Here is a 24,067-nt window from a genome sequence, read left to right as displayed (position 1 = left end):
GCAATCGTAGACTAAACGGATCTGGCCTCTTCGGCCCACACGATGGAGGCGATTTGCCCACGCTGGACGCCAACGGCGGCACCTACACCCGCGCGCTGGCCGCCTACGCAAGTTCAGTCGACTACGAATCGCTGCCCGCGGACGTCCGGGCCCGGATTCCGTACTTGATGCTCGACGGTTTCGGGTGCGGCATCTACGGCAGCACGCTGGAGTGGTCGACCAAGATGGCCGATGCCGTGCTGGCGCTCGGCTCCGCGGGAACGACCAGTCTGTGGGGCACCGGCCGGAAGGTGTCTGCCGACCACGCCGCGCTGCTGAACGGGTCCTACGTGCAGGGCTACGAGATCGACGACTACTCGCGGCACGGCGCGCTGCATGCCTGCTCACTCGTCCTGCCCGCCGCGCTCGGGGCCGCCTCGATGCGCGGCACCGTCACCGGCGCCGAACTGCTCGCGGCCATCGTCGCCGGTTTCGAGGTCGGCAACCGCGTCGGTCGCTGCCTCGGACCCACCCAGCTCACCAAACAGGGCTGGCACACCGGCGCGGTGATCGGCCCGATGGCGGCGGCCGCGACGGCCGGGGTGATCCTGCGCCTGGACGCCGAGCAGATGGAGCATGCGTTCGGCATCGCGGCCACGCAGGCGGGCGGACTGATGTCGGCGGGGCTTGGTTCGATGGTCAAGCGGATGCACCATGGCCGCGCGGCGCAGAGCGGGCTGTACGCCGCGGCCCTGGCGAGCCGCGGCTACACGGGAATCGAGGCCGTCTTCGAGCAGCCGTACGCCGGGTACTGCACGACCTTCACCGGCAGTAGTGACCGCTTCAACCTCGAAGAGCTCGTCGACGGGCTCGGCACCGAGTACCGCATGCTCGAAACGTGCATCAAGCCCTACGCCTCCTGCGCCAAGGTGCACATACCTCTCGACGCGCTGCGTGCCATCCGCGCGCGGCGGCCCTTCGAGCTCAACGAGCTCCAGCGGATCCGGGTCGCCTGCACCGAGTCGACTATGACCAAGGTCGGGTGGACCTACGAGGGCACCGGCAGCGCGACCGAGGCGCAGATGAACCTGAGCTACGGGCTCGCGGTCCTGCTGCTCGAGGGGGATGCGTTCGTCGACCAGTACCGCGAGGAGCTGCTTACCAGCCCCGAGGTGCTCGCGCTCACCCGCAAGGTGCGCGTCGAGCACGACGAGAGCTTCGACGCACTCGGCGAGACCAGACGCCACCACACCGACGTTCGGGTCGAGTTCACCGACGGCAGCGTCGTGTCGGAAGCCCTCGACTTCGCGATGGGGTCGCCATCGCGGCCGTTGTCGAACGAGGACGTCGCCGCCAAGTACGACAAGCTCGTTGCGGGCCGCGGCGGGAGCGCGGCGGAAGTACGGGAGCTGGTGCTGGCGCTCGACACGCTGTCCGACGTCGGCCCGCTCCAGGATGCGCTCGCCACGGCCTGAGCCGCTTCACCCCTCGAATGACCCTCCACATCTACAGCGAATTCACAGGCCCAAAGCCGTGCCGAAAATCGCCACCACAAACGCCCTCTGACCTGGTCGAACGCACCCAAATCTGACGGCTGAATTCACCCCTAGACACTTGGAGTACAAGTCTGTACGGTCGTATACAATCGCCGTAACGCGCGTCACACGGCGCCGTGCGGCTGGACATTTCTGGAGAGGTTGTCGACTCGATGTCGAGGTTGCAACACAACGGGGACCCTACGGTCACCCAGGGCTGCGCGGAGCGTCATGTCTGAGGCGTCGACGCTCGATGCGGAGTCGCCGGTGCAAGAGCCCGAAGGCAGCTACACCGTCGCGCTCGGCGACTTCATCGCCACCAGTCGGGGATTGGCCGTCCCCGACGAGCTGCTCGCATGGATGAAGCTTGTGACGCTCGACGCCCTCGGATGTGGTCTGCTCGGTTCCGAGCTCGAGTGGACACGTCGGGTACGCGAGACTCTGCTCGAAACGGAGGGCTCGGGATCCGCACTGCTGTGGGGGACCGACGACAGGGTCTCGGCGGCCCACGCGGCGATGGTCAACGGCTCCGCCGTCCAGGGTTTCGAACTCGACGACGTCGGCCCTGGAAGTCATTTCGGCTCGGTGACCGTCCCGGTCGCCCTCGCACTCGCCGACGACGGCGCACGACTGTCCGGCCTCGATCTGCTGCGTGCGACCGTCACCGGCGTCGAGGTGGGCGCCAGGGTGTCTGACTGCGTCGGCCGAATCCCCCACGTCGAGTGCGGGTTCCACGGACCGGGCCTGTTCGGCGCGTTCGCGGCGGCGGCCACCGCGGCGTACTGCCTCGGGCTGGACTCCGGTCAGTGCGTGAGCACGATCGGCAACGTCGCCCAGTTCACCGGCGGCCTGATGGGAGTGCACCACGGCGGAATGGGCAAGCGCCTGCTCGCCGGAAAGGCCGCTCACTCGGGAGTGCTCGCCGCTCAGCTCGCCCGCCGCGGATTCACCAACGTGGGCAACATCTTCGAATGCGGCTACGGGAGCTTTCCGACGGCGTTCAGCGGCGGGCGGTCGGATACGGTCCGCCTGGAAAGGCTCACCGACGGGCTCGGGACGAACTTCCGCGCCTACCTCATCAAGTTCAAATTCTGGGCCGCCCGCGGCCCCATCCATCCGTCCCTCGAGTGCATTCGAATCCTGCAGGCCGCAAACGGCTTTCGGGCAGCGGACGTCGAGCACGTCGACATCGCGATCGCAGACGCGTCCTTCAAGGCCGTCGGATTCCCGTACCGGCCCACCTCGCCGACGTCGGCCCAGATGAACCTCCAATACTGTCTGGCGATGATGCTGCTCGACGGCGAGGTGTTCATCGACCAGTTCGCCGAGCACCGGCTGCGCGAACCCGCTGTCCTGGAACTGGTCTCGCGCATCTCCGTGCGACACGACCCACGCCTCGACGAGAACGCGACGACGCCGAAACCGCGGGACACCACCGTCGAAGTCACCCTGCGGGACGGAACGGTGCTGCGGCAGCGCGAGAACCGCTACCTGCTCAGCTTCGGAGAGGATCCGAACGCGTCGGAGCGGGTCATCGCAAAGTTCCGCAGGAGCACGGCGGGCCATGTCTCCGAATCCTCAACGGAGCGCATCATCGAGCTCTGCCTGAACCTGGAGCAGGTGTCCGACATCCGCGAGCTCTCCACGTTGCTCGGGAGGAGCGGCACATGACCATCTTTGTGAATCCGACGAAGCTCAGCGAGGAGGTGTCACGTGCTTGATCCGCTCTTGGGCGCACTGGACTACATGCACAGCGCGTCCTACTGGATCGCCTTCCTAGGCGGCATCGCCATCGCGACGATGGTGGGTCTGCTCCCCGGCATCGGCGCGACGGTGATGATCGCCATCGTGCTACCCATCGTGCTGCTCTCGATCCACGAGCCGGCGATCGGCATCGTGATGCTGGCGTGCATCACGGGCACCGGCAACACCTTCGACTCGATACCCGCGCAGCTGATGGGCATCGTCCAGTCGGGGTCCCAGGTGACCTTTCTGGAAGGACACCAGCTGACCCGACAGGGCAAGGGCGCGTACTCACTCGGCGCGGTCTACGCCGTCTCGGCGATCGGTGGCCTCGTCGGTGCGGCCTGCCTGCTGCTGGCGATCCCCTTTCTGAAGCCGCTCATTCTGCAGATGGGCTTCGCGGAGATCGCCATGCTCGCGCTGTTCGGCATCGCGATGGTGGGCGTGCTCAGTACCGGGGCGATGGTCAAGGGCCTCGTCGCAGGCGCGCTCGGCATCTTCCTCGGAACCATCGGACTGCAGTCCTACACGAACGTCGAGCGATTCACCTTCGGCAACTACGACCTGCGGTCGGGCCTGCCCCTGGTCGCGGCGATCGCAGGTTTCATGGCCATCCCCGAGATGATCGACCTCGCCGTCTCGCGAAAGCCCGTGGCACCCATGGATGCCGACGTCTCCCGCAAGGAAGTCTTCCGCGGGTTCCGGGAAGGCCTGCGGCGCTGGAAGATCGCCATCCGGCACTCCGTCATCGGGGTGGGCCTCGGCGCCATCCCCGGCGCGGGCGGCAACGTCGTCACGTGGATCTCCTACGGCCTCGGCATGGCGCTCACCAAGGACAAGAGCCAGTTCGGCAAGGGCTCGCTCGACGGCTTGCTGTTCGCCGAGTCCTCGGAGAACTCCAAGGAAGGCGGACAGGCGATCCCGACGCTCGCACTCGGGGTGCCGGGGTCGGCCTCCTGGGCGCTGGTGCTCGCCGCCATGATGGCCTACGGCATCTCGCCGGGACCGGACATCCTGACCTCGCACGCCGACATCATCGGCCTCATCGTCATCAGCTTCGCGCTCGCCAATCTGGTGACCACCATGACGGCGCTGCTCATCACTCCACAGCTGATGCAGGTCACGCGAATCCCGTACGCCGCCATCGTCGGTCCGATCCTGCCGATCGTGGTGCTCGGGGCGTACTTCAGCGATCTCACCATGACCATCGTCCCGGTGATCATCGTCTTCGGCGCGCTCGGACTGTTGATGAAGACCTTCGGCTGGCCGCGCCCGCCGTTGGTGCTCGGCTTCATCCTCGCGGCGACGATCGAGGACAACCTGTGGTCCGCCATCGGTGTCTACGGGGTTGGAGGGATCCTCACGCGTCCGATCACCATCGCCCTGTTCATCCTCACGGTCGTCGTGACCTTCTTCCTGCAGCGTTCGATGCGCAGGAGCAAGGAGATCGTGGCCGAGGAAGTCGCCGAGCGTGGAGACGTCCCCGTCGAGGCTCAGTTGCTTGTCGCGGAATCCGGTGTGGCCGTGCAGGTTGCGGAGCGTACGCCGCTTCACACCGGCGTCGGTGCCTCGGCCGGGGACGGTGACGACGGCGGTGACCGACCGCGAGACGTCGGGGGCGGCCCCGCCGACGGGGAGTCCGACGACGGCGACGGGGACGAGAAGGGTGGTCGCCGCGTCCGGCTCTACTGGCGCAACGAACACCTGCTGCCAATGGCGTTCGTCGCGCTGTCGATCTACATCGTCGTGCAGACCTACGAATACCCGCGCACCGCGGCGGCCTGGCTGCCGATGTCGATGGGCATCGTCGTCGGCGTGCTGTCGCTGTACCAGCTGATCCGGCAAGCGACGGAGCCGACCGAAGTCCGTGGCCGGGTGCTCGACATCAGCATGCGTAGCGCCGGAATCGTGGGCTCGAAGCGGGCGGCGATCATCACCGCGGGCCTACTCGCGATGTACCTGTTCTGTATCGAGGGATTCGGAATCAAGTGGGGCGGTGTCCCGTTCGCGATACTCGCGCCGCTGCTGCTGATGCCGGGCCGGAAGAAGTGGTTGGTCTCCGCGATCTCGGTGACCCTCTACGTCATCTTCGTCCTGGTGTTCGGTGACGAACTGCTCGCCATCTACTGGCCGAAGGGTTGGTTCGTCTGGTGACCGCAATGAAGACCGGCCGCGGGTGGAAGACGGCAATTGCCCTGGCTGCCACCACCATCACGGTGGCAGCGTGTGGCGGAGGTGGAGGTGGCTCGACGTCCGGTGGCTCGGGCGGCTTCGACGCCGAACAGTACTTCCGCGGCAAGACCATTCAGGTGATCGTCACGCACTCGGCGGGCGGCGGATCCGATCTGTACGGCCGGTTCATCGCCACGCGGCTCGGCGATGCCCTGCCTGGCAAGCCGCGGGTGACGGTCACCAACGTCTCCGGCGTCGGAGGCATGGGTGACGTGTTCAACGCCCCGGCCGACGAGCTGGTCGTCGGCGTGACGTCCCAGGCGTCCGCGCTGTACACCACGGTGCTCGATCCCGACGCCAAGATCGACCCGGCCAAGATCAGGATGGTCGGTGCCACGGGTGGCGATCCGCGGGCACTCACGCTCTTCGGTGACGCGGCCTCGTCCTACGACCCGCTGAACAAGGCCTCCGGAGCGACGGGGCCCGAGATGAAGTTCGCGCAGACCGTCGGCGCACCAGTGGATCTGGTGAGCGACTCGTTCTTCGCGTCGTGGCTGTGCGTGACGTTGAAGGCGCCGTGCAAGATGGTGTCGGTGGCCGACGACGACAGCACGGACATCAACCTGATGGTGCAGCGCGGCGAGGTCAACACCCAGCTCGGAACGCTCATCACGATGTTCCGGGACTACACCCCGCAGCTGGCCGATCGCTCGGTGAAGATCGGGCTGGAGTACGCGCCCGACCCCAACACCAAGGTGACGCCGCCGAACGGCGTTGCGGTGCCGGACGTGCTGAACATCCTTCCCGTAGACGCTAAGGCCGACTACGACAGGATCCTGCCGATCATCGGCGGCGGCGGGGTCGGCAAGAACTTCTGGGTCGGTCCCGGCACCTCCGATGACGTGCTGACCGCGCTTCGTGCCGCGTACTCCAAGGTCGTCGACGACCCGAAGAACGTCGAGCAGCTCCAATCCACGATGGCGGGTGAGGGTAGCGACGATTCCGGTTACAAGTACGAGGTGTCGGCCGTCAGCGGCGAGGACGCGCAGAAGGCGTACGAGGCCAACGCGGACTCCTTCGAGAAGAACCTGACGTACTACGAGGACCTGCAGAAGACTTACTACGACCAGTTCTGGAAGTGAGAGGTCGATCCCGTGACCGCACAGACCGAAGTGAGCGCTGATTCGGCGACGCGCGAAATGGCGGATTTCGTCAGCCGGCTCGGCTTCGACGACATTCCGGAAGACGTTCGAGCACACGCGAAGCTGTGCCTTCTCGACACGTTGGGTTGCGGGCTGTTCTCGACGAAGTTGTCGTGGTGCCAGATCGTCAACCGCTACGTGACGGGGCGCGCGCTCGACCCGACGTCGGTGGTGTGGGGCACCGGTCTTCGCGTCTCCGCAGAGGATGCCGCGCTGGCCAACGCCACTGCGGTCCACGGATTCGAGCTCGACGAGATCCACCCGTCGGGCGTGCACCCCGGAACGGTGGCGTGGACGACCGCGCTCGCCCTTGCCGACGAGCTCGGCAGCTCCGGTCAGGACGTGCTCACGGCCGCCGTCGCGGGCTACGAGGCGGGCACCAGGGTCGCACTATCGGTGCAGAAGGCACACCTCAAGGCGGGCTTTCACGCGATGGGGACCATCGGGTCGTTCATCGCTGCCGCGACCGCGGCCAACATCATGAAGCTCGACGAGGAACAGACGCGCAACACGCTCGGCATCGTTGGCAGCTTCGCGTCGGGGCTGATTGCCGTGCAGGAGGGCGCGATGACCAAGCGGTTGCACGCCGGACGGGCCGCCCAGAACGGGGTGGTCGCCGCGCGACTGGCCCGTGAGGGCTTCACCGGGATCGCCGACGTGCTGGAGAACCCGCTCGGCGGGTTCTGCAAGACGACCGGCGGCGGTGAGGAGGACCTGACGGTGCTGACCGCGGGGCTCGGCACCGTGTGGGAAACCCTGACCACCGGTTTCAAGATCCATGCTTCCTGCGGGGCAACGCATTCGGCGCTCGACGTGACCCAGCAGCTGCGGCGCGAGCACTGCTTCAACGCCGATGACATCGAGTGGATGGACGTCCACTCCAGCACCCACGCGGTGCTGCACTCGGGTTGGCCATACAAGCCCGACGGCGGCGTCACGGCAGCACAGATGAACTACTTCTTCGTGCTCGCCGTGATGCTCCGGTACGGCGAGGTGTCGCTCGAAGCGCTGACCGACGAGGGCGTCGTCGACCCCGAGACGCTCGAGGTCGCGAGCCGCATCCGCGTGATCGCCGACCCGGAGGTCGACAAGCTCGGTCGGCCGGGGCGGTACCGGACCCGGGTGATCGTCAAACTGCGCGACGGTCGCGTCGTCGAGGGCTCGGCCCGCCAGCGCAAGGGCAGCAAGGCACTGCCGGTGTCCGACCGCGAGGTCTACGCCAAGTTCAGGCGGCTTGCCTCCACCGTGCTTCCCGAGTCGACCGTCGACCAGGTGCAGCAGGCTGCGCTCGGACTCGATGGTCTGGCTAGTGCGTCGCAATTGACCGAACTCTTGGTCACCTCCTGACCGTGGACACCGACGGCCGACCCGATGACGTGACCGCCCGGCTGGCTGCGTACGCAACCAGCGTCGATGGAACCCGATTGGACCAGCGCGTGCGGGACGAGGTGGCCCGGCGGCTGATCGACGCCATCGCCTGTGCCTACGGGGCGCTCGACAGCACGCCCGTGAGCGCTCTTCGGGCGGTCGCCGAGGAGCGCGCGATATCGCACGGCTGCACGGTGTGGGGCAGTGCCAACCCCAGCTCGCCCGAGCTCGCCGCCTTCGTCAACGGCACCGCGATCCGGGTCCTGGACTACAGCGACTACACCTCCGGAGGACACCCGAGCGACAACATCGCCGCGGTGATCGCCGCATGCGAATGGGTCGACGCGACGGTGGACACGTTGGCCGCGGGCATCGTCGTCAGCTACGAGGTATGGGGTGAGCTCGGGCGGCTCTACCTGCGCTACAAGGGTTGGGATCAGGGCACGACGGCTGCGATCGCCGCGACCTGCGCCGTGGGTCGCGTGCTCGGCCTGTCGCAGGCGCAGCTCGGCAGCGCCCTCGGCATGGTGGTGACGAGCAACGTCTCGCTGTTCAAGACGCGCAGGGGCGAGCTCTCGGCTTGGAAGGGGCTCGCCGTGCCCTACGCCGCCCAGTCCTCGGTGCTGCTCGCCTGCCTCGCGGCCAAGGGCATCACCGGTCCGTTGGACGCCTTCGCCGGCGAATTCGGTTTCTGGCAACAGATTTCGGGCGAGTTCCAGGTGGAACGGCTGTTCCCCGGTGCCGAACCGATCACCATCTTCGAGACCGGGTACAAGCACTGGCCGGTGGAGTTCGAAGCGCAGTTCGCCGTCTGGCTCGCGCAGCGGATCCGGGCCGAACTGGCCCCGGACGACATCGAGCACCTGATGTTGTACACCTCGGAGTGGACGTGGAACACCATCGCGAACGACCCGACCAAGTGGGCCCCCGCCACCCGTGAGACGGCGGACCACAGCCTGCCCTACATCGTCGCAGTTGCCTTGTGCCGCGGGCGGATCGACTACGAAGACTTCGCCCCCGAGGTACTGCGCACGCCCGAATACGTCGCCATGATGGGACGCATCTCCGTGCACGCCGACGAGGCGATCACCGCGATCTCCCACGAGAAGAGCGCGCTGCGCGCGAAGGTCAGGACCACCGACGGCGAGGAACGCCACTTCGAGATCTCGGAGGCCCGCGCCACACCCATGACCGATGAGCAGCTCGACGAGAAGTGGGCGATGCTCACGCAGCGCAGCCGGCTCGTCGACGGCAATGCGGGCCTGTTGGCCGCGCTGCGCAAGCTCGACGGTGCCCAGCGCGTGCGGGACCTGATGGCGCCGATGTCGGCGCCAAACTGACTGTCGGAAAGGGCTTTCGGAAGGGATGACGTGGACGCCACGATCGATCGGCTGGCGCGGTTCGCCGCCGAGCTGAGCTACGAGCAGCTCCCCGCCGACGTCGTCGACCTCGCCGTCGCACGGCTGGTCGACGCCCTCGGTTGCGCGGTGGGCGGGATGGACGGCGAGCAGGCCAGGATCGCGCTGGCCGCCAGTCCGCCACTCGCCGACGACCCGAAGGCCGCCGATGGCGGGTTTCCCGGGCTGATCCTCGGTAGCAGTAGACGCACGGTGCCCGAACTGGCGGCGTTCGCCAACACCTGCATGGTGCGCCACCTCGACTTCAACGACCGGTACCCGCACATCCACCCCAGTGACGTGATCGGCGGGCTGCTGGCCGGCGTCGGTGCACCGGGCGTCGACGGCAAGCGGCTGGTGGGCGCGATCGTGGCGGCGTACGAGGTCGCCACCAGGATCGCCGACGTCGTGCGCGTCCATCCCGGATGGGATTCCGGATACGCCACCGGGATGGGAGCCGTCGCAGGCATCGCGAACCTGCTCGGCTGCGACGTGAAGACGACCGGCGAGGCGTTGTCGCTGATCGCCACCTCGAACGTGCACCTTCGGTCGACTCGGGCGGGTGCCCTGTCGCTGTGGAAGGGCGCGGCGACGGCGCACGCGACGTTCAACGCCATGTTCGTCACCCGGCTCGCGAAGCTCGGCATGACGGGGCCGGAGCGCGCGATCGAAGGCCGCCACGGGCTGTGGGACCAGATCACCGGCGAGTTCACGTTGTCCGAGCTGCCCGGCGAATTCCTCATCAGGAGTACGAGTCTGAAGTACTGGCCGGTCGAGTACACCGCCCAGAACGCGGTGTGGGCCGCGAAGCGACTTGCGGCGTCGATGTCGATCGAGGAGTTGGAGTCGGTGCGGCTCGGCGCTCACACGCACGGCTGGCGCGAGATCGGCAGTGAGCCAGCGAAGTGGGATCCGCAGTCCCGGGAGACCGCCGACCACAGCATGCCGTACATCTTCGTGCGGGCGATGCAGGGCGACGGGGTGGACCTGTCGATCTTCACTCCCGAGAGCTACCTTGACCCGGCCATCCGCCCGCTGATGGCCAAGGTGGTCGTCGAGCCGGACGAGCGGTGCGATGCCGTACACCCCGACGGTGTGATGCTGACGTGCGATGCGAAATCGAAAGATGGTCGCGTCGAATCGTTTTCGGTGTCCGATCCGTTGGGCTTCTGGACCAACCCGATGACGGCGAAGCACGTCGAGGCCAAGTTCCTCGGGCTCGTCGAGCCGAGGTACGGACCCGCCGCCGCGGCCACGCTGTACGCGTACTGGAGCTCGGTGGCCGACCGGCGGGAGCTGACCGAGGGGATGGGGCTCTTCGTCGAGGGTTGAGCGATGGCGGCCGACTTGGTCAGGGCGTCAACGCAATTCGCGGGGGAGGAAGCGCGGGATGTAGCGCCACATGGCGGCTGCGCCCCCGAGGCCGAGCAGCCCCATCGCCAGCGCAGCGACGGGAAGCGACATCACCGCCGTGATTCCGGCGAACAGCAGCGGGACGCCTGCGGAACCGATTTCGCCGACGAGGCGCCAGGAGCCGAGGAAGACCGCGGGCTGCCGCGGGTCGGCGAGGTCGGCTCCCATCGTGGCGTTCACGCCGCTGCTGATCGCGTTGGACAATGCCATCAGCGCGGCCATCGCCATGTACACCGCGACCTGGCCCGGCAGCAGGCTGCTGATGGCCAGCCCGATGTTGGCGGCGGCGAATCCGATCATGGTCGGGACGCTGACCCACATTCGGCCGAAGCGGTCGGTGATCTGACCCCCGGTGTAGAACAGGGCGACGTCGATGGCGCTGCAGACGCCGACCACCAGGGTGACCTGGACGGCATCGAGCCCAAGGTCGGTGCCCCACAAGGGAACCAGGATCTGCCGGACGGCGCGCATTGAGGCCAGTAGTGCAGCGGCGACCCCCAGCCGCAGCAGCACCCGACGTTGTTGCCACATGGTCTGCAGCACGCCGGGCATCGCCTCGTCGGTATGGGTGGCGTGGTTGGCCAGGTGCGGTTCCGGCGGCGTCGGCCACACCAGCAGGATGGCGACGACGAACACCGCCGTGCCGATCGTGATCGCGAACGCCCACCGCGGGTGATCCGACAGCGAAAGCACTAGCGCGGTGAGGAACGGCCCGATGAGTGTGCCGATGCGCTGGGAGCCCGCGACCAGGGAGTAGGCGCGGCCGCGCTGGCGCGCGGCCACGGTGACGGCGACCCAGGCCTGCCTGGCGACGAGATACACCGACGACGCCGACCCGATCAGGAAGACGCCGATGCCGAGCAGCAGCACGTCGGGGGCCAGCAGCGAGCACAGCGCGCCTGCGCTGGAGACGATCGCACCGACCATCATCGCGTTGCGCTCGCCGATCCTGACCACGAGCCAGCTGGCGAGCAGGGTGGTGGACAGCTCGCCGATGGTGAGCAGTGCCGCGACGAAGGCTGCGGTGGCGTAGCTTGCCCCCATGCTGATCGCTACCAGCGGAATCACCGGGATGACGGCGCCACGGCCGGTTGCGTAGAAGAGGTTCGGTGCGAGGACGGCGGGGAACAGGATGCCCCACGGCAGGCGATCCGCCGTCATGCGAGCCGGGTCGTGCCGCATGTCTCGCCGGGCGCCTTTGCGAGTCGGTTCACATCGTATACTGTAGGACACTAATGTCGGCGGTGGGAATGGTTGGCTTGATGGTTGGACAAGGGGCGCCGCCCACCTCCCGGATCGAGGAGACCTGACGATGCCCGTCGTACGCGTTCCCGTCTGGGTCATCCGTGGCGGAACCAGCAAGGGAGTGTTCTTCCGCGCCGAGCACGTCCCGTCACCTGGCCCGGAGCGGGACGCCCTCGTGCTCGGTGTGATGGGCAGCGGGGACCCGCGGCAGATCGACGGCCTCGGCGGAGCCGACGTCTTGACGAGCAAGATCGCGATCGTCGGACCCTCGACCCGCGACGACGCGGACGTCGACTACACCTTCGGTCAGGTCGGCGTCGAGCGGCTGGCCATCAGCTGGGCCGAGAACTGCGGGAACATCTCGTCGGCCGTCGGGGTCTTCGCGATCCTGCAAGGGCTCGTCGAGCCGGGCGCATTCGAGACCATGGTTCGGGTTCACAACACGAACACCGGAAAGCTTCTGCTGCTGCACGTTCCGATGGCCGATGGCGAGCCGCGGGTCGAGGGCGACTTCGCGATCGCCGGTGTCCCCGGCACCGGCGCCGAGATTCGGCTGGACTTCTCCGGGACCGCGGGAGCGATGACCGGCAAGATCCTGCCGACTGGCGCACCCAGCGACCAACTCTTCGTGCCCGAACTCGATCGCTCGATCACGGTGTCGATCGTGGACGTCGCCAACGCCGCCGTCTTCTTCCACGCGGCCGACGTCGGCCTCGCCGGAACCGAGGGCCCGGCCGAGTTCACCCCGGAGATCCTGGACCGCTATCTCTTCATCCAACTCGCGGCGGCCAACCTCATCGGCATGGACGGCAAAGACGGTTTCCCGCGGCCGGTCGCCGTCGCCGAACCGGCGAGCTACGTCGACTACATGACCGGGCAGACCATCGCGGCCGACGCCGTCGACATGCTCGGCCGGAGGGTGATTCTGCCGCCGCCCAGGTTGCACAAGGCGTTCGCGGCCACTGGCGGCGTCTGCACTGCGGTCGCCTCCCGCATCGAGGGCACCGTCGTTCACCAGGTCACCCGACAGTCGGCCGACGACACCTTCCGGCTCGGCCATCCGAGCGGCGTGTTCCCGTTGCGGGTCGTGCTGCGCAACGGAGTCGTCCATGAGGCGTCGTTCTCCAGGACTGCGCGCCTGCTCTTCGAGGGGACGGCCCTCGTCCGTGAAGAAAGGGGTCAGTGAGTGCCAAGTAGGGAAGACAACCTCCCGTTGGAGGGGATCCGCGTGCTCGAGCTGTCGCGAGGTTGGGCGACGCCGATGTGCGGCAAGCTGCTCGTCGACCTGGGCGCCGACGTCATCAAGCTCGCGACTGCCGACGACGACGTGGTGGACGCCCTCGACGACGAGGCGCCATTCGCGAAGCACATGATCGACGCGGGCAAGCGGGTGGTGGCGCTCGCCGACCAGTCGGACGCGACGCTGGCGGCCCTGTTCGCGCGGGCCGACGTGGTCATGGGAGACCGCGAGCTCCTTGACCGGCTCGACGTCGGGCACCGGGTCGGCGGGGGGACCGTGGTGTGCGCCGTATCGCCGTTCGGGTCATCGGGACCGCTATCCGACCACGTCGCAAGCGATTTCACGTTGCAGGCCGCCAGCGCCATCATGGCGACGACGGGCGAACGCGGCGGCGGCCCGATCCGGGCGGGCACCGAGCTCGGTGCTTCGGTGGCGGCGTTGTACGGGTGCATCGGGATCGTCGCAGCCCTGATCGAGCGACTGCGGTCGTCCCTCGGACAGTTCGTCGAGGTCTCGGTCTACGACTGCCTCGTCTCGACCCTGACTCAGTTCGCCAGCCGGGTGCTCGCCGGGGTGGCACCGCTGGGCCGGCTCGGGAACCAGGGCGCCAACAGTGCTCCGTGGAATCTGTTCTCCTCCGGCGACGGCCAGTACGTGTTCATCATCGCGGGCAGCGATCCGACCTTCGAGCGGCTCGCCAAGCTGATGGCGCGTGAGGACCTGCTGGCGGACCCGAAGTTCGACACGCACATTCACCGGCGTGAGAACCGTGAGGAGATCACCGCGATCGTGGCCGCGTGGAGCGCCGAACGCCCTGCGGACGACATCGTCTCGGGGCTGCGCGACGCCGGAGTACCGGTGAGCCTGGTGGCGACGCCCGCGCAGGTGCTCGAAGACCCGCACTTCCGAAGCCGGGGCCTGCTCGGTTCCGTCGAGGTCGACGGGCGGCGCTGGCCGGTTCCTGGTTCCCCGCTGGCCGTCGGAAGCCAGTGGGGCGAGGGCGCGACGGCGGCGCCGCCCGACGTCGAGAGCTGGTTGGCCGGATCCGCTCCGGTCGCGGGCGACGGCACCGTGGCTCGGCAACTGCCGCTGGCCGGCCTCACCGTGCTGGACGTCGGCACCATCACCGCGGGCCCGTTCTGCGCACGCCTGCTTGGCAATCTGGGGGCCGACGTCATCAAGGTGGAGCCGCCGGATGGCGAGCTCGGCAGGCACTCACCGCCGCTCGTCGAGGGGGAGAGCGTCTACTTCCACATCACCAACAACGGCAAGCGGTCCGTGTGTCTTGACCTCGGCACGCCGGAGGGTAGGGGCCAGCTCGAGCGCCTCGCCGCGTCCGCCGACGTGCTGGTGGAGAACCTGGCTCCCGGTGCGCTGACCAAGCGTGGGCTCGGCGGTCGCGAGCTGGTGGCGGCCAACCCCCGCCTCGTCTACACCTCGGTCAGCGGTTTCGGGCACGAGGGCGCCAACGGCGGCCAGCGCGCTTACGACACCGTCGTCCAGGCCGCCGGCGGCATGATGAGCATCACCGGTGAGGCGGGCGGCAAACCGCTCAAGACCGGAATCTCGAGTGCCGACGTGCTCGGCGCGATCGGCGGCACCGCCGCGACGCTGGCGGCCATCTACGGCAGGGAGCGCGCTGCCGATGGCGTGGGGCAGTGGCTCGACGTGGCAATGTACGACGTCGTCGCATGGGCCACGCAGATGTGGTGGCCGAGCGTCTTTCGCGGCCAGCCCGAGGTCGAGCGCACCGGCAACCAGCACCGGCTGTTCGCGCCCTACGGCGGCTACGAGACCGAGGACGGACTCGTCGCGCTCTCCTGCGAGACGTCGGCGCAATGGCGGGCGCTGGTCACCGTGCTGCAGGACGAGGGGACGCCGGTGCCCGACGACTGGGCGGCGCTCGATGCGGCCGGCCGCCGGTCTCGGCGCGACGAACTCGACGAGCTGTTGCAGAAGCACTGTGCCAATGTTTCGCGCGCGGCGTTCGTCGACGCCTGCCAGCGCGCCGGTGTCCCTGCGGAACCGGTGCTGGAGTGCGCCGAGGTGATCGAGTCGCCGCACACGTTGGCGCGCGAGCTCGTCGTGGCCGTCGAGCGGCCCGGGCACCCGACCATCCGCGTCACCAACTTCCCGCTGAAGCTCAGCGCGACCCCGGCCGGGGTTCGGGCGCCTGCGCCGATGGTGGATGAGGACGGACCCGAGCTCAGGGGAGAGCGAATCAGCTCACATTCCACCCTCTGACGTGCGCAACGTCACGCCTGTCGTGATGGACCTCACCCCGGCTGCGGTTACCAGTGCGGCCGCTGAACCGTTGAATGGTACGAGAAGCGTACTAGTTGAACGGGGTGTGAATCATGCAGGCACTATTCGTGCAGATGCGCGACAAGGTGGCGTTGATCGCCGAGGTCTTCGCCGTCGGGCTGGCCTTCGGCGACGGTCGGCTCACGACCGCGCAGGCGTCCAACGCCATCGGTCGGGCTGGCCTTCGCAGCGATGTGCAGCAGCTCGACCGCGCCGCCCGGGTCGCAAGCCCGGCGCCGGCTGGTGAGCTGGTCGACGCCCGCTAGCCAATCCTGGCGCCGCCCACCAGCAGGCGGCCCAGGTTGGAGACGTCCCGGACGTCCTCGAGCCCGTGGACGGCCTCGACGAGTCGCTCCACCGCGTCGTCCTCGAGCGCGAGGGTGGCCAGTGACCTGAACTTCGCGTCCAGGTCGTCAGGGCTCAAGGCGCGAAGGTTGGGCACGAACTCGTAGAGCTCGGTGCCATCGTTGAGCCGGATGCGGACCTTGGCGCCGCGTGGTCGGGTCCGGTGGAACTCGGCCTCGATCTCGTCGTCGATCTCCAGGAACACCCGCTCGCTCAACGCGCGAATCCGGGGGTCCGTCAGGTTGGCCTCGGTGTAGTCCCGCACGCCCGCCCCGCCGGTCACCAAAGCCTGTGCGACGCTGAAGTTTCCGCTGAACTGGGCGTCGGTGAGATCCTTCGGTTCCCGGATCAGACCGATCACGTGGTTGACGGCCCGCGCGTGCGTGCCGACCGTGACCCGCTCGATGTCATCGACGTCGAACTCGTGACGGGCCCGCAGGTGCTCGATCGCCTCGGTCATCGGCTGGATGTAGCCGTCCTGCGCGTACACCTTGTAGTGCACGTCGCAAATGTGCCACTTCTCGCCGAATCCCGCTGTGAGGGTCTCGATTCCGGCGTCGTCGACCTCGAAGGCCTTGCAGAAGCCCATTCCGGCGTCCAGGGTCCGCCCGGTCCCCGTCAGGCCCGCTTCGGCGAGGAACGCGGCCCGCACGCCCGCCGCCCCAGACATCCCAGGGAACACCCGCTTGACGTGGCCGCGGCCCGTCGCAGGCGCTTCGTGGTAGCCGGCGCGGTTGGACACGCCGAAGCCGAGGGCGTGTGCAGTCCTGGTCTCGTCGAGGCCGATCAGCTTCGCGGTGACCGTGGCCGCGGCCAGCCCTCCGAGGGTGCCCGTCGGATGCGGTTCGTGTGACTCGCGGAACGCGCGAAAGGCCAGCCCCGCCCGCAGTACCACCTCATAGCCCGCCACGACTGCGGTGATGAGATCGGTGCCGCTACTGAGTCGCTGCTCACCGACGGCGAGGCCTGCGGCGACGTTGACGCAGCCCATCTTCACCGCGGAGCTGCCGTGGTTGTCGTCCAGCTCGAACGCGTGACCAAAGGTGGCGTTGACGAACGTGGCGTGGGCGGGGGAGGTGCGGAGGCCGTAGTTCACGACGGTGCTCACGGGCGCGCCACCCTCGGCGCGGATCGTGCGGTAGACCGCCTTCGACCACGGCAGCGTGCTCGTCGCGAGCTGTACGCCCCACGCGTGGAGCACGAGCTCGCGAGCCTTCGTCTTGACCTCCTCGGGCAGGTCGCCGTACCGCAGGTCGGTCACGAAGCGCGCCAACCGACGCGTCGCGCCCTCGCCCGTCACGCGGTGGTTCCAAGCAGCGCCGTCAGGGTGCGGGCCGTGGCCAGGGTCGGCAGCTCGAAGACGGTCTTCTCGATCGCCTGTACCTGATCGATCGGAAAGGTCTGGGCGGCAAGGCTTCTGAACTTCTCGCGGAGATCCTCGGAGGTGATCGGCATCTTCGCGCTTCCCGGTCGGTGCTCAAGGCTCGTCTCAAGCACCCGGCCGTCGACGAGTTCGATGCGCACCCGGCAGGCGTGCCTGGCCAGTGGGCCTCTTGCGTCGATGTCGGGGTCGGGATGCATCACGACCCGCGAGGCCAGCTCGACGGTCTCCGGTTCGCGGATGCCGTCCTCGGTGAGCCGGTCGAGCGGCACCTCGCCGAATCGCAGCATCAGTGCGACCGTGAACCCCAGGCTCATCTGGGCGCTGGCGACGCTGCTCGGGACGTACGGCGTGCCCACCTTCATTACGGCGTGGCTGCTGCCGTGCACGGTTACGGACTGGACGTCCTCGGCCGTGATCGCGTGCGCCCGCCGCAGTTCCCGGACGGCGTGCAGGCCGGTGTGCGAACCCCCGCAGGACGGGTAGATCTTGAAGCCGACGTTGCTCGTCTCCCAGGTCTGACCGAGCCCGGCGGTGAGTTGGGACACCTCGGCCACGCCGTTGCCCATCGCCTTGCAGAATCCGCCGAGCGGATTCTCGAGGATGTCGGGCACGGCGGTGAAACCCTTTGCGGCGAGCAGCGCCGCCTGGACGCCGTTCTGAGCCGCGCGTCCCGAGTGCAGGCGTTTGGTCATGCCGCCCTCCTGGGCGGCGAGCAGGCCCGCTGCCATGCTGCCGACGATGCCGAGGGCGTGCTGCAGCTGCTCCGGGGTGAGGCGCAGCAGGTTGCCCGCGGTGGCCACCGCCACGAAGGCCCCGACGGTGCCCTGTGCGTGAAAGCCCGCGCGGGCGTGGCCTTTTAGCATGGCCAGTGCCACCCGGCAGCCCACCTCGTAGCCCGCCACGACCGCGGTCAGTACGTCGCGCCCCGAGCTGTCGTGCTCTTCGGCAAGACCCAGCGCCGCCGACACCGCGAGCGGTCCAGGGTGCATGCCGCCCGGATGGATGTCGTCGAGTTCGAAGCCGTGGCCGGACGTGCCGTTGGCCAATGCGGCTCCGTCCGCGCAGACCTTCAGCGGGGTGCCCCAGATGGTGGCGGGCCCCGCTGCGTACCGCTCGACCGCCAGCTGGTTGACGATCCGGCACCACGGCAGGGAGGACGCGAACAGGCCGCACCCCAGGGCGTCGAGGACGCAGAGCTCGCTGTAGGCGATGACGTCTGGCGGGATGTCGTCGAAGGTGAGCAGGCTGGCGAAGGAGGCCAGGGCAGCCGTCGCCGCGCTATCCGTCACGGGCGCACCTCTTCGTCGCGGTCCATTTATGTACACATCTGTGTACCGTTACCGACGGTGCGTGTCAACGGCGCAAGCAGGTCCCGTACTCGCTGCCGGTCGTCGAGCCGGGTGAGTGAGCGCAGCAGTTCGTCCGAGCCGGCCGCGAGCCGGCTCGGACGCGTGAGCGCCAGCCATTTGGCGCGCCGCTCGGCCTCGGTCATCTGCTTCGAACGCGGTTCTTCGACCGCGAAGGTGTGCCGGGTGCCGTCGGCTTTGATGACCACTGCCCGCATGGTGCAGAAGTCCGTCGACCTGGCGGTGATGTCCTCGGCCGGGTCGACCGTGATCCGGTCCAGCCACGCGAGGTGGTCGCCACTGCTGACCGCCTCCGCGGCGAAGTCCTGGTGGCCGATGCCGCCTCGGCTCAGCGCCACGGCCAGAACGTAGGGAAGGCTGTGGTCGGCCGATTCCCGGTTGCTCGGCGCCCATTGGGCCGGATCGCTGGCAGTGCCCTTCCACGTCCACTCAGAGGTCTCGACGCGGATCTCCGCGATGGAGTCCGGGCCGATATCGGGGCCAAGGTCGGTGCGGATCTTGGCGCCGAGCCACACGGCGGGCTGCAGATCGAAGTGGACCGGCCAGTGCTTCTCGGCGGTCGCGTGGACGTAGCGGGGTCCCGCGCTCAGGTCGAGCCGTTCGACCTCGAAGTCGCCGGAAACCTGTTGGAGGAACCCGAATTCGCCGGCGAACGCGTCGTGCGGTGCGGTGACACCCGCCGCGGCCAGCTCCGCCGCCAGCAGCCCGCTCCGTGCTTGGTAGGGACCGGCGACGGCCTTCCACATCGACAGATTGCCGCGGCGGGCCTTGCCCGTCGCGATGTTCGCCGTCGCCACCATCCCGATGGCGCTGGCCATCTGCTCGGCGTCGAGTCGCAGCACCCGACCGACTCCGCAGGCCGCCGCCAGCGCGGCCGTCGTGCTCTGGTCCCATCCGCGGTACCGGATGAGCATCCTGCCGAGCTCCCCGAATACCTCGTAGCTGACCGTCACCGCGACGACGAGGTCGGCGACCGTACCGTCTATCCACTCGCAGGCGGCCACGACCGCGGGGATGACGTCGCTCGGGTGTCCGCCGACGATGTAGTCGTTGAAGTCGAGGTAGCGCAGTGCCGTGCCGTTGGCGAGGGCGGCCAGCTCCGGCGTCGTGCGAACGGCGGAGCCCCAGGCCGAACATCCGCCGTCGAGCGGGCGGGAGGCCGCGAGCCTGCGCAGCGCGAGCACCGGGGGTCCGTCGATGCCGCCGTACGCGCACGCGAGGCTGTCGATCAGCCGGTGCGCGACGGCCTCGCGGTCGCGTGTCGTGAGTCGGTTCGCGTCCAGGCCGGTCGAGTAGGCGGTGAGGGCGGCGGTTATCGCGTCCATCGGACCCAACTCCTAGCTGCAGTTGACACCAAGCGCCGAAAACCGGCAAGATCTTTAGTATACGGATGGATACGAGGGTGGACGCCGGAAGGCGTTGGGCTGATGGAGGGAATCGAGAAATGGCGTTCCGGTGGTTGTCGATCACCCGAGAGGGCAACGCCGCCGTGGTGGAGCTGCAACGGCCCGACCGGCTCAACGCGCTGAGCACCGAGCTGATCGACGAGGTCGTGGCCGCGCTCGATCTGGTGGACGCCGACGCAGACGTCCGCGGCGTCGTGATCTCGGGCGCGGGCCGCGCGTTCTCGGCGGGTGCCGACCTCAACGAGGCACTCGAGGCCGTTGGCGCCCCCGCAGCCCTGAGGTACGTCAACCGCCTGCGCCGCCTGACCAACGCCATCGAGGACTGCTCCAAGCCGGTCGTCGCAGCGATCCACGGCTTCTGCTACACGGGCGGCGTCGAGCTCGCGCTGGCCTGCGACCGTCGCATCGGATCCGCGGACGCCACCTTCTCGGTGAGCAGCGCGCGGATCGGCTCCGTCGCGGGACTCGGTGGGACGCAACGGTTGCCCAGAGTCATCGGCGCCAGCGTCGCCAAGGACATCCTGATGACCGGCCGTGTCTTCGACGCGACGGAGGCGAAGGAGATCGGGTTGCTCGACGAACTCGTCGCCGAGGGTTCGAGCGTTGCGGCGGCCGTCAAGTGGGTCGAGGGAATCTCCGGATCGGCGCCCATGGCCGTCTGGCTCGCCAAGCTCGCGGTCAACAAGGGCACCGAGATGGATCTCCCTGCAGCACTGCAGTTCGAAGGACTCCTCACCGCGCTCGCCTTCACGACGGAGGACCGCCGAGAGGGCATGAGCTCGATTCTCGACAAGCGAACCCCGAAATTCGAAGGCAGGTAACAGATGACCCAGGGCGGAGTCGCCGTCGTCACGGGCGGTGCACAGGGGATCGGCGCTGCCGTCTCGCGACTCCTCGCGGAACGAGGGCTCGCCGTGGCGATCCTCGACATCAACGACGATGCGGGCAAGCAGACGACCGAAGAGCTCGTCGCGGCAGGCCACGAAGCGCAGTACTTCCACTGCGACCTCACCAGCCTCGACGCCGTCCGGGCGGCGCACGACGAGATCGTCGCTGGCATGGGTCAGGTGCGCGTGCTGGTGAACAACGCCGGATGGACGCCGCACGTGAAGTTCCTCGACCAGGATCCCGGCGAGTGGGCCAAGATCGTCGACATCAACTACACGGCGGTACTGAACACCTGCTTCGTCTTCGCGGGTGGAATGGCCGAGGGTAGCGGGATCGTCAACCTGGCTTCCGACGCGGCGCGCGTCGGCGTCTCCGACGAGGCCGTCTACGCCGGAGCGAAGGCCGCGGTGGTGGGGTTCTCGAAGTCGCTGGCGACCGAGATCGCCCGCGGGGGCGTGCGCGTCAACGTGGTCTCGCCGGGGTCCACCCGCACTGCCTTGCTGGAGTCGCTGTTCACGCCAGAGGAGCTGGCCAAGCGGGTGCGCATCATCCCGATGAAGCGGTTCGGCGAGCCGGAGGACGTGGCCGCCACGATCGTTTTCCTCGCACTCGACGCCTCCCACGTGACGGGACAGATCATCAGCGTCAACGGCGGTGCGACGAGGGTCGGTTGACGGTCTGGTGAGCAGCTCTTGGCTCGACCTGATCGACGACGCGGGCGTGGTGTTCCTCGGCAGCGCCTGCGGTGAGCCGCAGACCCTGGTCGAGGCGCTGGTCGCCCAGCGGGACCGGTGGCGTGGACTGCGGCTCTTGACCGGATTGCAGGGCAGCAAGGCGCCCTACGCCGAGGTCGACTACGCGAAGAACTTCTCGCTGACCACGTTCATGGCAAGCAGGAGTACGCGCGACGCGTTCGCCTCCGGGCGCGCCGACCACATCCCGGCGAGTGTCTACCAGACGGCGCGGCTGCTCGCCGAGGGCCGAGTCGCGATCGACGTCGCCCTGGTGCAGGTGTCGCCGCCCGACGCCGAGGGGTTTTGCAGTCTTGGGGTCAGCGTCGGCTACAACCGCGCGGCGGTCACCGTTGCGAAAACCGTTGTGGCCGAGGTCAACCAGCAGATGCCCTACACGTTGGGGGACGGGCTGATCCACGTCTCCGAGTTCGACGAGCTCGTGCCAAGTGACCGTCCGGTGCTGTCGGTTCCGCTCCCCGATGCGGCCCCCGCGCTCGAGCCGATCGGAGGCCTCGTCGCGGAGTACGTCGACGACGGGGCGACCGTAGGCGTGGGGGTGGGCGGGGTTTCGGACGGAATCCTCTCGGCGCTCGGCTCACACCGCGACCTGAGCGTCCATGCCGGCGCCGCGGGCGACGCGGTGATGCGGCTGCTGCGCTCCGGCGTCATCACCGGCAGGCATCGCGCCGACGCGTTCGCGCCCGCGACCGTCGGCCAGCTGATCGGCGGCCGGGACCTGTACCGGTTCGCCCACCAGAACCCCGAGTTCTGGCTTGGCCAGCCGAACGTCACGCACAATCCCGCCGTCATCGCCGGCCTCGGCAACTACGTCTCGGTCATCTCGGCGCTGCAGGTGGACCTGCGCGGGCAGGTCAACTCCGAGGTGGTCGCGGGTACGCAGGTGGCCGGGGTCGGCGGCGCGCTCGACTTCGCGATGGGCGCCACGCTCGCCGAGAAGGGTTGCAGCATCGTGGCATTGCCCTCGACCGCGGCGCGGGGAACGCAGAGCCGGATCGTCCCGCGGCTGCCCGACGGTGTCGTCACCATTCCGGCCACGCTGGTCGACGTCGTCGTCACCGAACACGGCGCCGCCGACCTGCGGGGCCTTCCGCTGGACGCCAGGCGCGCGGCGTTGACGGCGATCGCCGCTCCCCAGTTCCGAGACCAGTTGATCCAGGAGGACAGAGCAGCATGGTGACGATCCGCGACAAGACGGCCATCGTGGGCGTGGGTACCACCGAGTTCGGGCCGCGCTACCGGGAGCTCGACCCCGAAACCACGACCTACGACCTCGCCGCAGAGGCGTTCGAGGCAGCGCTGGCCGACAGCGGACTGCGCAAGAGCGACGTCGACGGACTGATCAGCGCGCGGATTCCGTCGTACGCCCGGCTGGCGGACGTGCTCGGAATCCGGCATCCCCGCCTGGTCAACACCTACGAGGGCACGGGCCGGATGTCCGGGGTGGCGCTACAGACCGCAGTCATGGCCATCGTGACGGGACAGGCCGAGGTCGTCGCGTGCGTCTACGGCAACAACGGCCGTTCGGCGGGAGCCCGCTACGGCGGCGGCAGCGGCGATGCGCGTGGTGACGTCAACACCGCGATCTACGACTCGATGCAGGGCATGACCTCACCTGGCGCGTACGTCGCGATGATGTACCAGCGGTACAAGCAGCTCTACTCGGCTCCCGACGACGCGCTGGCCCCCATCGCGATCAGCAACCGCCGCAACGGTGCGCTGAACCCGAATGCTGTGATGCGCAAGCCGATTACCTACGACCAGTACATGTCCTCGCGGTTCATCGCAGAACCGCTGAGGCTCTTCGATTACTGCCTCATCAACGACGGAGGCGTGGCGTTCATCGTCACGTCGGCGGAGCGGGCCCGCGACCTGGCGAAGCCGCCGGTCTACGTCTCGGCCACCGCGGCGGCGGGTGATCTGACGAACTACTACACCAGCACCGACTTCTTCGGGCACGCTTCCCATGATGTCGCCGACCGCGTCTTCGCCGCAGCCGAGCTCACGCCGTCTGACGTGGACTGCGTGCAGATCTACGACAACTTCACCCCGACGATCCTGTTCTCACTCGAGGGTTTCGGCTACTGCGGCAATGGCGAGGGCTGGGAGTTCGTCAAGGACGGCCGGATCGAAGTCGACGGCAAGCTGCCCATCAACACCAGCGGCGGGCACACCGCGGAGAGCTACATGCAGGGGTGGGCACTGCACGTCGAGGCCGTTCGCCAGCTGCGAGGCGAAGCCGGCGCGGCGCAGGTACCCAATTGTGACGTCGCTCAATACATCTGCGTGTCGCCAATAGTGACCAGCCACATCTTCCGACGGTGAGG

At 68.2% G+C, this 24,067-nt stretch carries 18 protein-coding genes; 14 read left to right on the top strand and 4 right to left on the bottom strand.

The features are described 5' to 3' along the window. The first annotated feature begins 53 nt into the window (after positions 1–53). The 7 genes from SLQ33_RS15240 to SLQ33_RS15210 all read left to right on the top strand — a co-directional run bounded on the left by SLQ33_RS15240 (position 54) and on the right by SLQ33_RS15210 (position 10,728). Positions 54–1,454: an MmgE/PrpD family protein gene (locus SLQ33_RS15240; protein WP_319454698.1), complete on the top strand. Its 1,401-nt coding sequence runs from the start codon at positions 54–56 to the stop codon at positions 1,452–1,454. Positions 1,455–1,745: 291 nt separating this feature from the next. Next, entirely contained in the window at positions 1,746–3,185 is a 1,440-nt protein-coding gene (locus tag SLQ33_RS15235) for an MmgE/PrpD family protein (protein WP_319454697.1), read from the top strand. A 42-nt stretch (positions 3,186–3,227) separates the two neighbouring features. Beyond that, on the top strand, positions 3,228–5,411 hold the full coding sequence (locus tag SLQ33_RS15230; RefSeq protein ID WP_319454696.1) for a tripartite tricarboxylate transporter permease: 2,184 nt from the start codon (positions 3,228–3,230) through the stop codon (positions 5,409–5,411). Next, positions 5,408–6,571: a hypothetical protein gene (locus tag SLQ33_RS15225; RefSeq protein WP_319454695.1), complete on the top strand. Its 1,164-nt coding sequence runs from the start codon at positions 5,408–5,410 to the stop codon at positions 6,569–6,571. The genes SLQ33_RS15230 and SLQ33_RS15225 overlap by 4 nt, the downstream gene beginning before the upstream one ends. Positions 6,572–6,583: 12 nt before the next feature. Continuing rightward, positions 6,584–7,978, top strand: coding sequence for an MmgE/PrpD family protein (locus SLQ33_RS15220; RefSeq protein WP_319454694.1), 1,395 nt, complete (start codon positions 6,584–6,586; stop codon positions 7,976–7,978). A gap of 2 nt (positions 7,979–7,980) precedes the next feature. Then, positions 7,981–9,339 (top strand): MmgE/PrpD family protein, encoded by a 1,359-nt coding sequence (locus SLQ33_RS15215; protein ID WP_319454693.1) that lies wholly within the window; start codon positions 7,981–7,983, stop codon positions 9,337–9,339. Between the two features lie 30 nt (positions 9,340–9,369). Further along, the gene (locus SLQ33_RS15210; RefSeq protein WP_319454692.1) at positions 9,370–10,728 is read left to right on the top strand and encodes an MmgE/PrpD family protein; all 1,359 of its coding nucleotides are present in this window, start codon (positions 9,370–9,372) and stop codon (positions 10,726–10,728) included. A gap of 27 nt (positions 10,729–10,755) precedes the next feature. On the opposite strand, the gene SLQ33_RS15205 is transcribed toward SLQ33_RS15210, so the two are convergent. Beyond that, positions 10,756–11,970: an MFS transporter gene (locus tag SLQ33_RS15205; protein WP_319454691.1), complete on the bottom strand. Its 1,215-nt coding sequence runs from the start codon at positions 11,968–11,970 to the stop codon at positions 10,756–10,758. Positions 11,971–12,121: 151 nt separating this feature from the next. Here SLQ33_RS15205 and SLQ33_RS15200 point away from each other — a divergent pair, with 151 nt between their 5' ends. The 3 genes from SLQ33_RS15200 to SLQ33_RS15190 all read left to right on the top strand — a co-directional run bounded on the left by SLQ33_RS15200 (position 12,122) and on the right by SLQ33_RS15190 (position 15,864). Beyond that, positions 12,122–13,240, top strand: coding sequence for a PrpF domain-containing protein (locus tag SLQ33_RS15200; RefSeq protein ID WP_319454690.1), 1,119 nt, complete (start codon positions 12,122–12,124; stop codon positions 13,238–13,240). Next, entirely contained in the window at positions 13,241–15,538 is a 2,298-nt protein-coding gene (locus SLQ33_RS15195; RefSeq protein ID WP_319454689.1) for a CoA transferase, read from the top strand. Between the two features lie 113 nt (positions 15,539–15,651). After that, positions 15,652–15,864 carry a hypothetical protein gene (locus SLQ33_RS15190; protein ID WP_319454688.1) on the top strand — a complete coding sequence of 71 codons (213 nt, stop codon included), beginning with the start codon at positions 15,652–15,654 and terminating at the stop codon, positions 15,862–15,864. Here SLQ33_RS15190 and SLQ33_RS15185 read toward each other — a convergent pair. From SLQ33_RS15185 to SLQ33_RS15175, 3 genes are read right to left on the bottom strand one after another with little or no spacing between them, the layout of a single operon-like run. Continuing rightward, entirely contained in the window at positions 15,861–17,243 is a 1,383-nt protein-coding gene (locus tag SLQ33_RS15185) for an MmgE/PrpD family protein (protein ID WP_319454687.1), read from the bottom strand. The genes SLQ33_RS15190 and SLQ33_RS15185 overlap by 4 nt on opposite strands. Continuing rightward, complete coding sequence (locus tag SLQ33_RS15180) at positions 17,240–18,616, bottom strand: MmgE/PrpD family protein (RefSeq protein WP_319454686.1); 1,377 nt, start codon at positions 18,614–18,616, stop codon at positions 17,240–17,242. The genes SLQ33_RS15185 and SLQ33_RS15180 overlap by 4 nt, the downstream gene beginning before the upstream one ends. A gap of 26 nt (positions 18,617–18,642) precedes the next feature. Then, complete coding sequence (locus SLQ33_RS15175; RefSeq protein WP_319454685.1) at positions 18,643–20,019, bottom strand: MmgE/PrpD family protein; 1,377 nt, start codon at positions 20,017–20,019, stop codon at positions 18,643–18,645. Positions 20,020–20,138: 119 nt separating this feature from the next. Here SLQ33_RS15175 and SLQ33_RS15170 point away from each other — a divergent pair, with 119 nt between their 5' ends. The 4 genes from SLQ33_RS15170 to SLQ33_RS15155 are packed head-to-tail and all read left to right on the top strand — an operon-like array spanning position 20,139 to position 24,065. Next, positions 20,139–20,921 carry an enoyl-CoA hydratase/isomerase family protein gene (locus tag SLQ33_RS15170; protein WP_319454684.1) on the top strand — a complete coding sequence of 261 codons (783 nt, stop codon included), beginning with the start codon at positions 20,139–20,141 and terminating at the stop codon, positions 20,919–20,921. Between the two features lie 3 nt (positions 20,922–20,924). Further along, positions 20,925–21,662: an SDR family NAD(P)-dependent oxidoreductase gene (locus tag SLQ33_RS15165; protein WP_319454683.1), complete on the top strand. Its 738-nt coding sequence runs from the start codon at positions 20,925–20,927 to the stop codon at positions 21,660–21,662. 7 nt (positions 21,663–21,669) lie between these two features. After that, positions 21,670–22,920: an acetyl-CoA hydrolase/transferase family protein gene (locus SLQ33_RS15160; protein WP_319454682.1), complete on the top strand. Its 1,251-nt coding sequence runs from the start codon at positions 21,670–21,672 to the stop codon at positions 22,918–22,920. After that, positions 22,914–24,065, top strand: coding sequence for a thiolase family protein (locus tag SLQ33_RS15155; RefSeq protein ID WP_319454681.1), 1,152 nt, complete (start codon positions 22,914–22,916; stop codon positions 24,063–24,065). Before SLQ33_RS15160 ends, SLQ33_RS15155 begins: the two co-directional genes overlap by 7 nt. Positions 24,066–24,067: the final 2 nt, after the last annotated feature.

Source organism: Mycobacterium sp. RTGN6, assembly GCF_033804605.1.
Classification (GTDB): Bacteria; Actinomycetota; Actinomycetes; order Mycobacteriales; family Mycobacteriaceae; genus Mycobacterium.
Note: the sequence above shows the minus strand (reverse complement) of the source record. Positions and strands in the feature narration are given on the sequence as shown.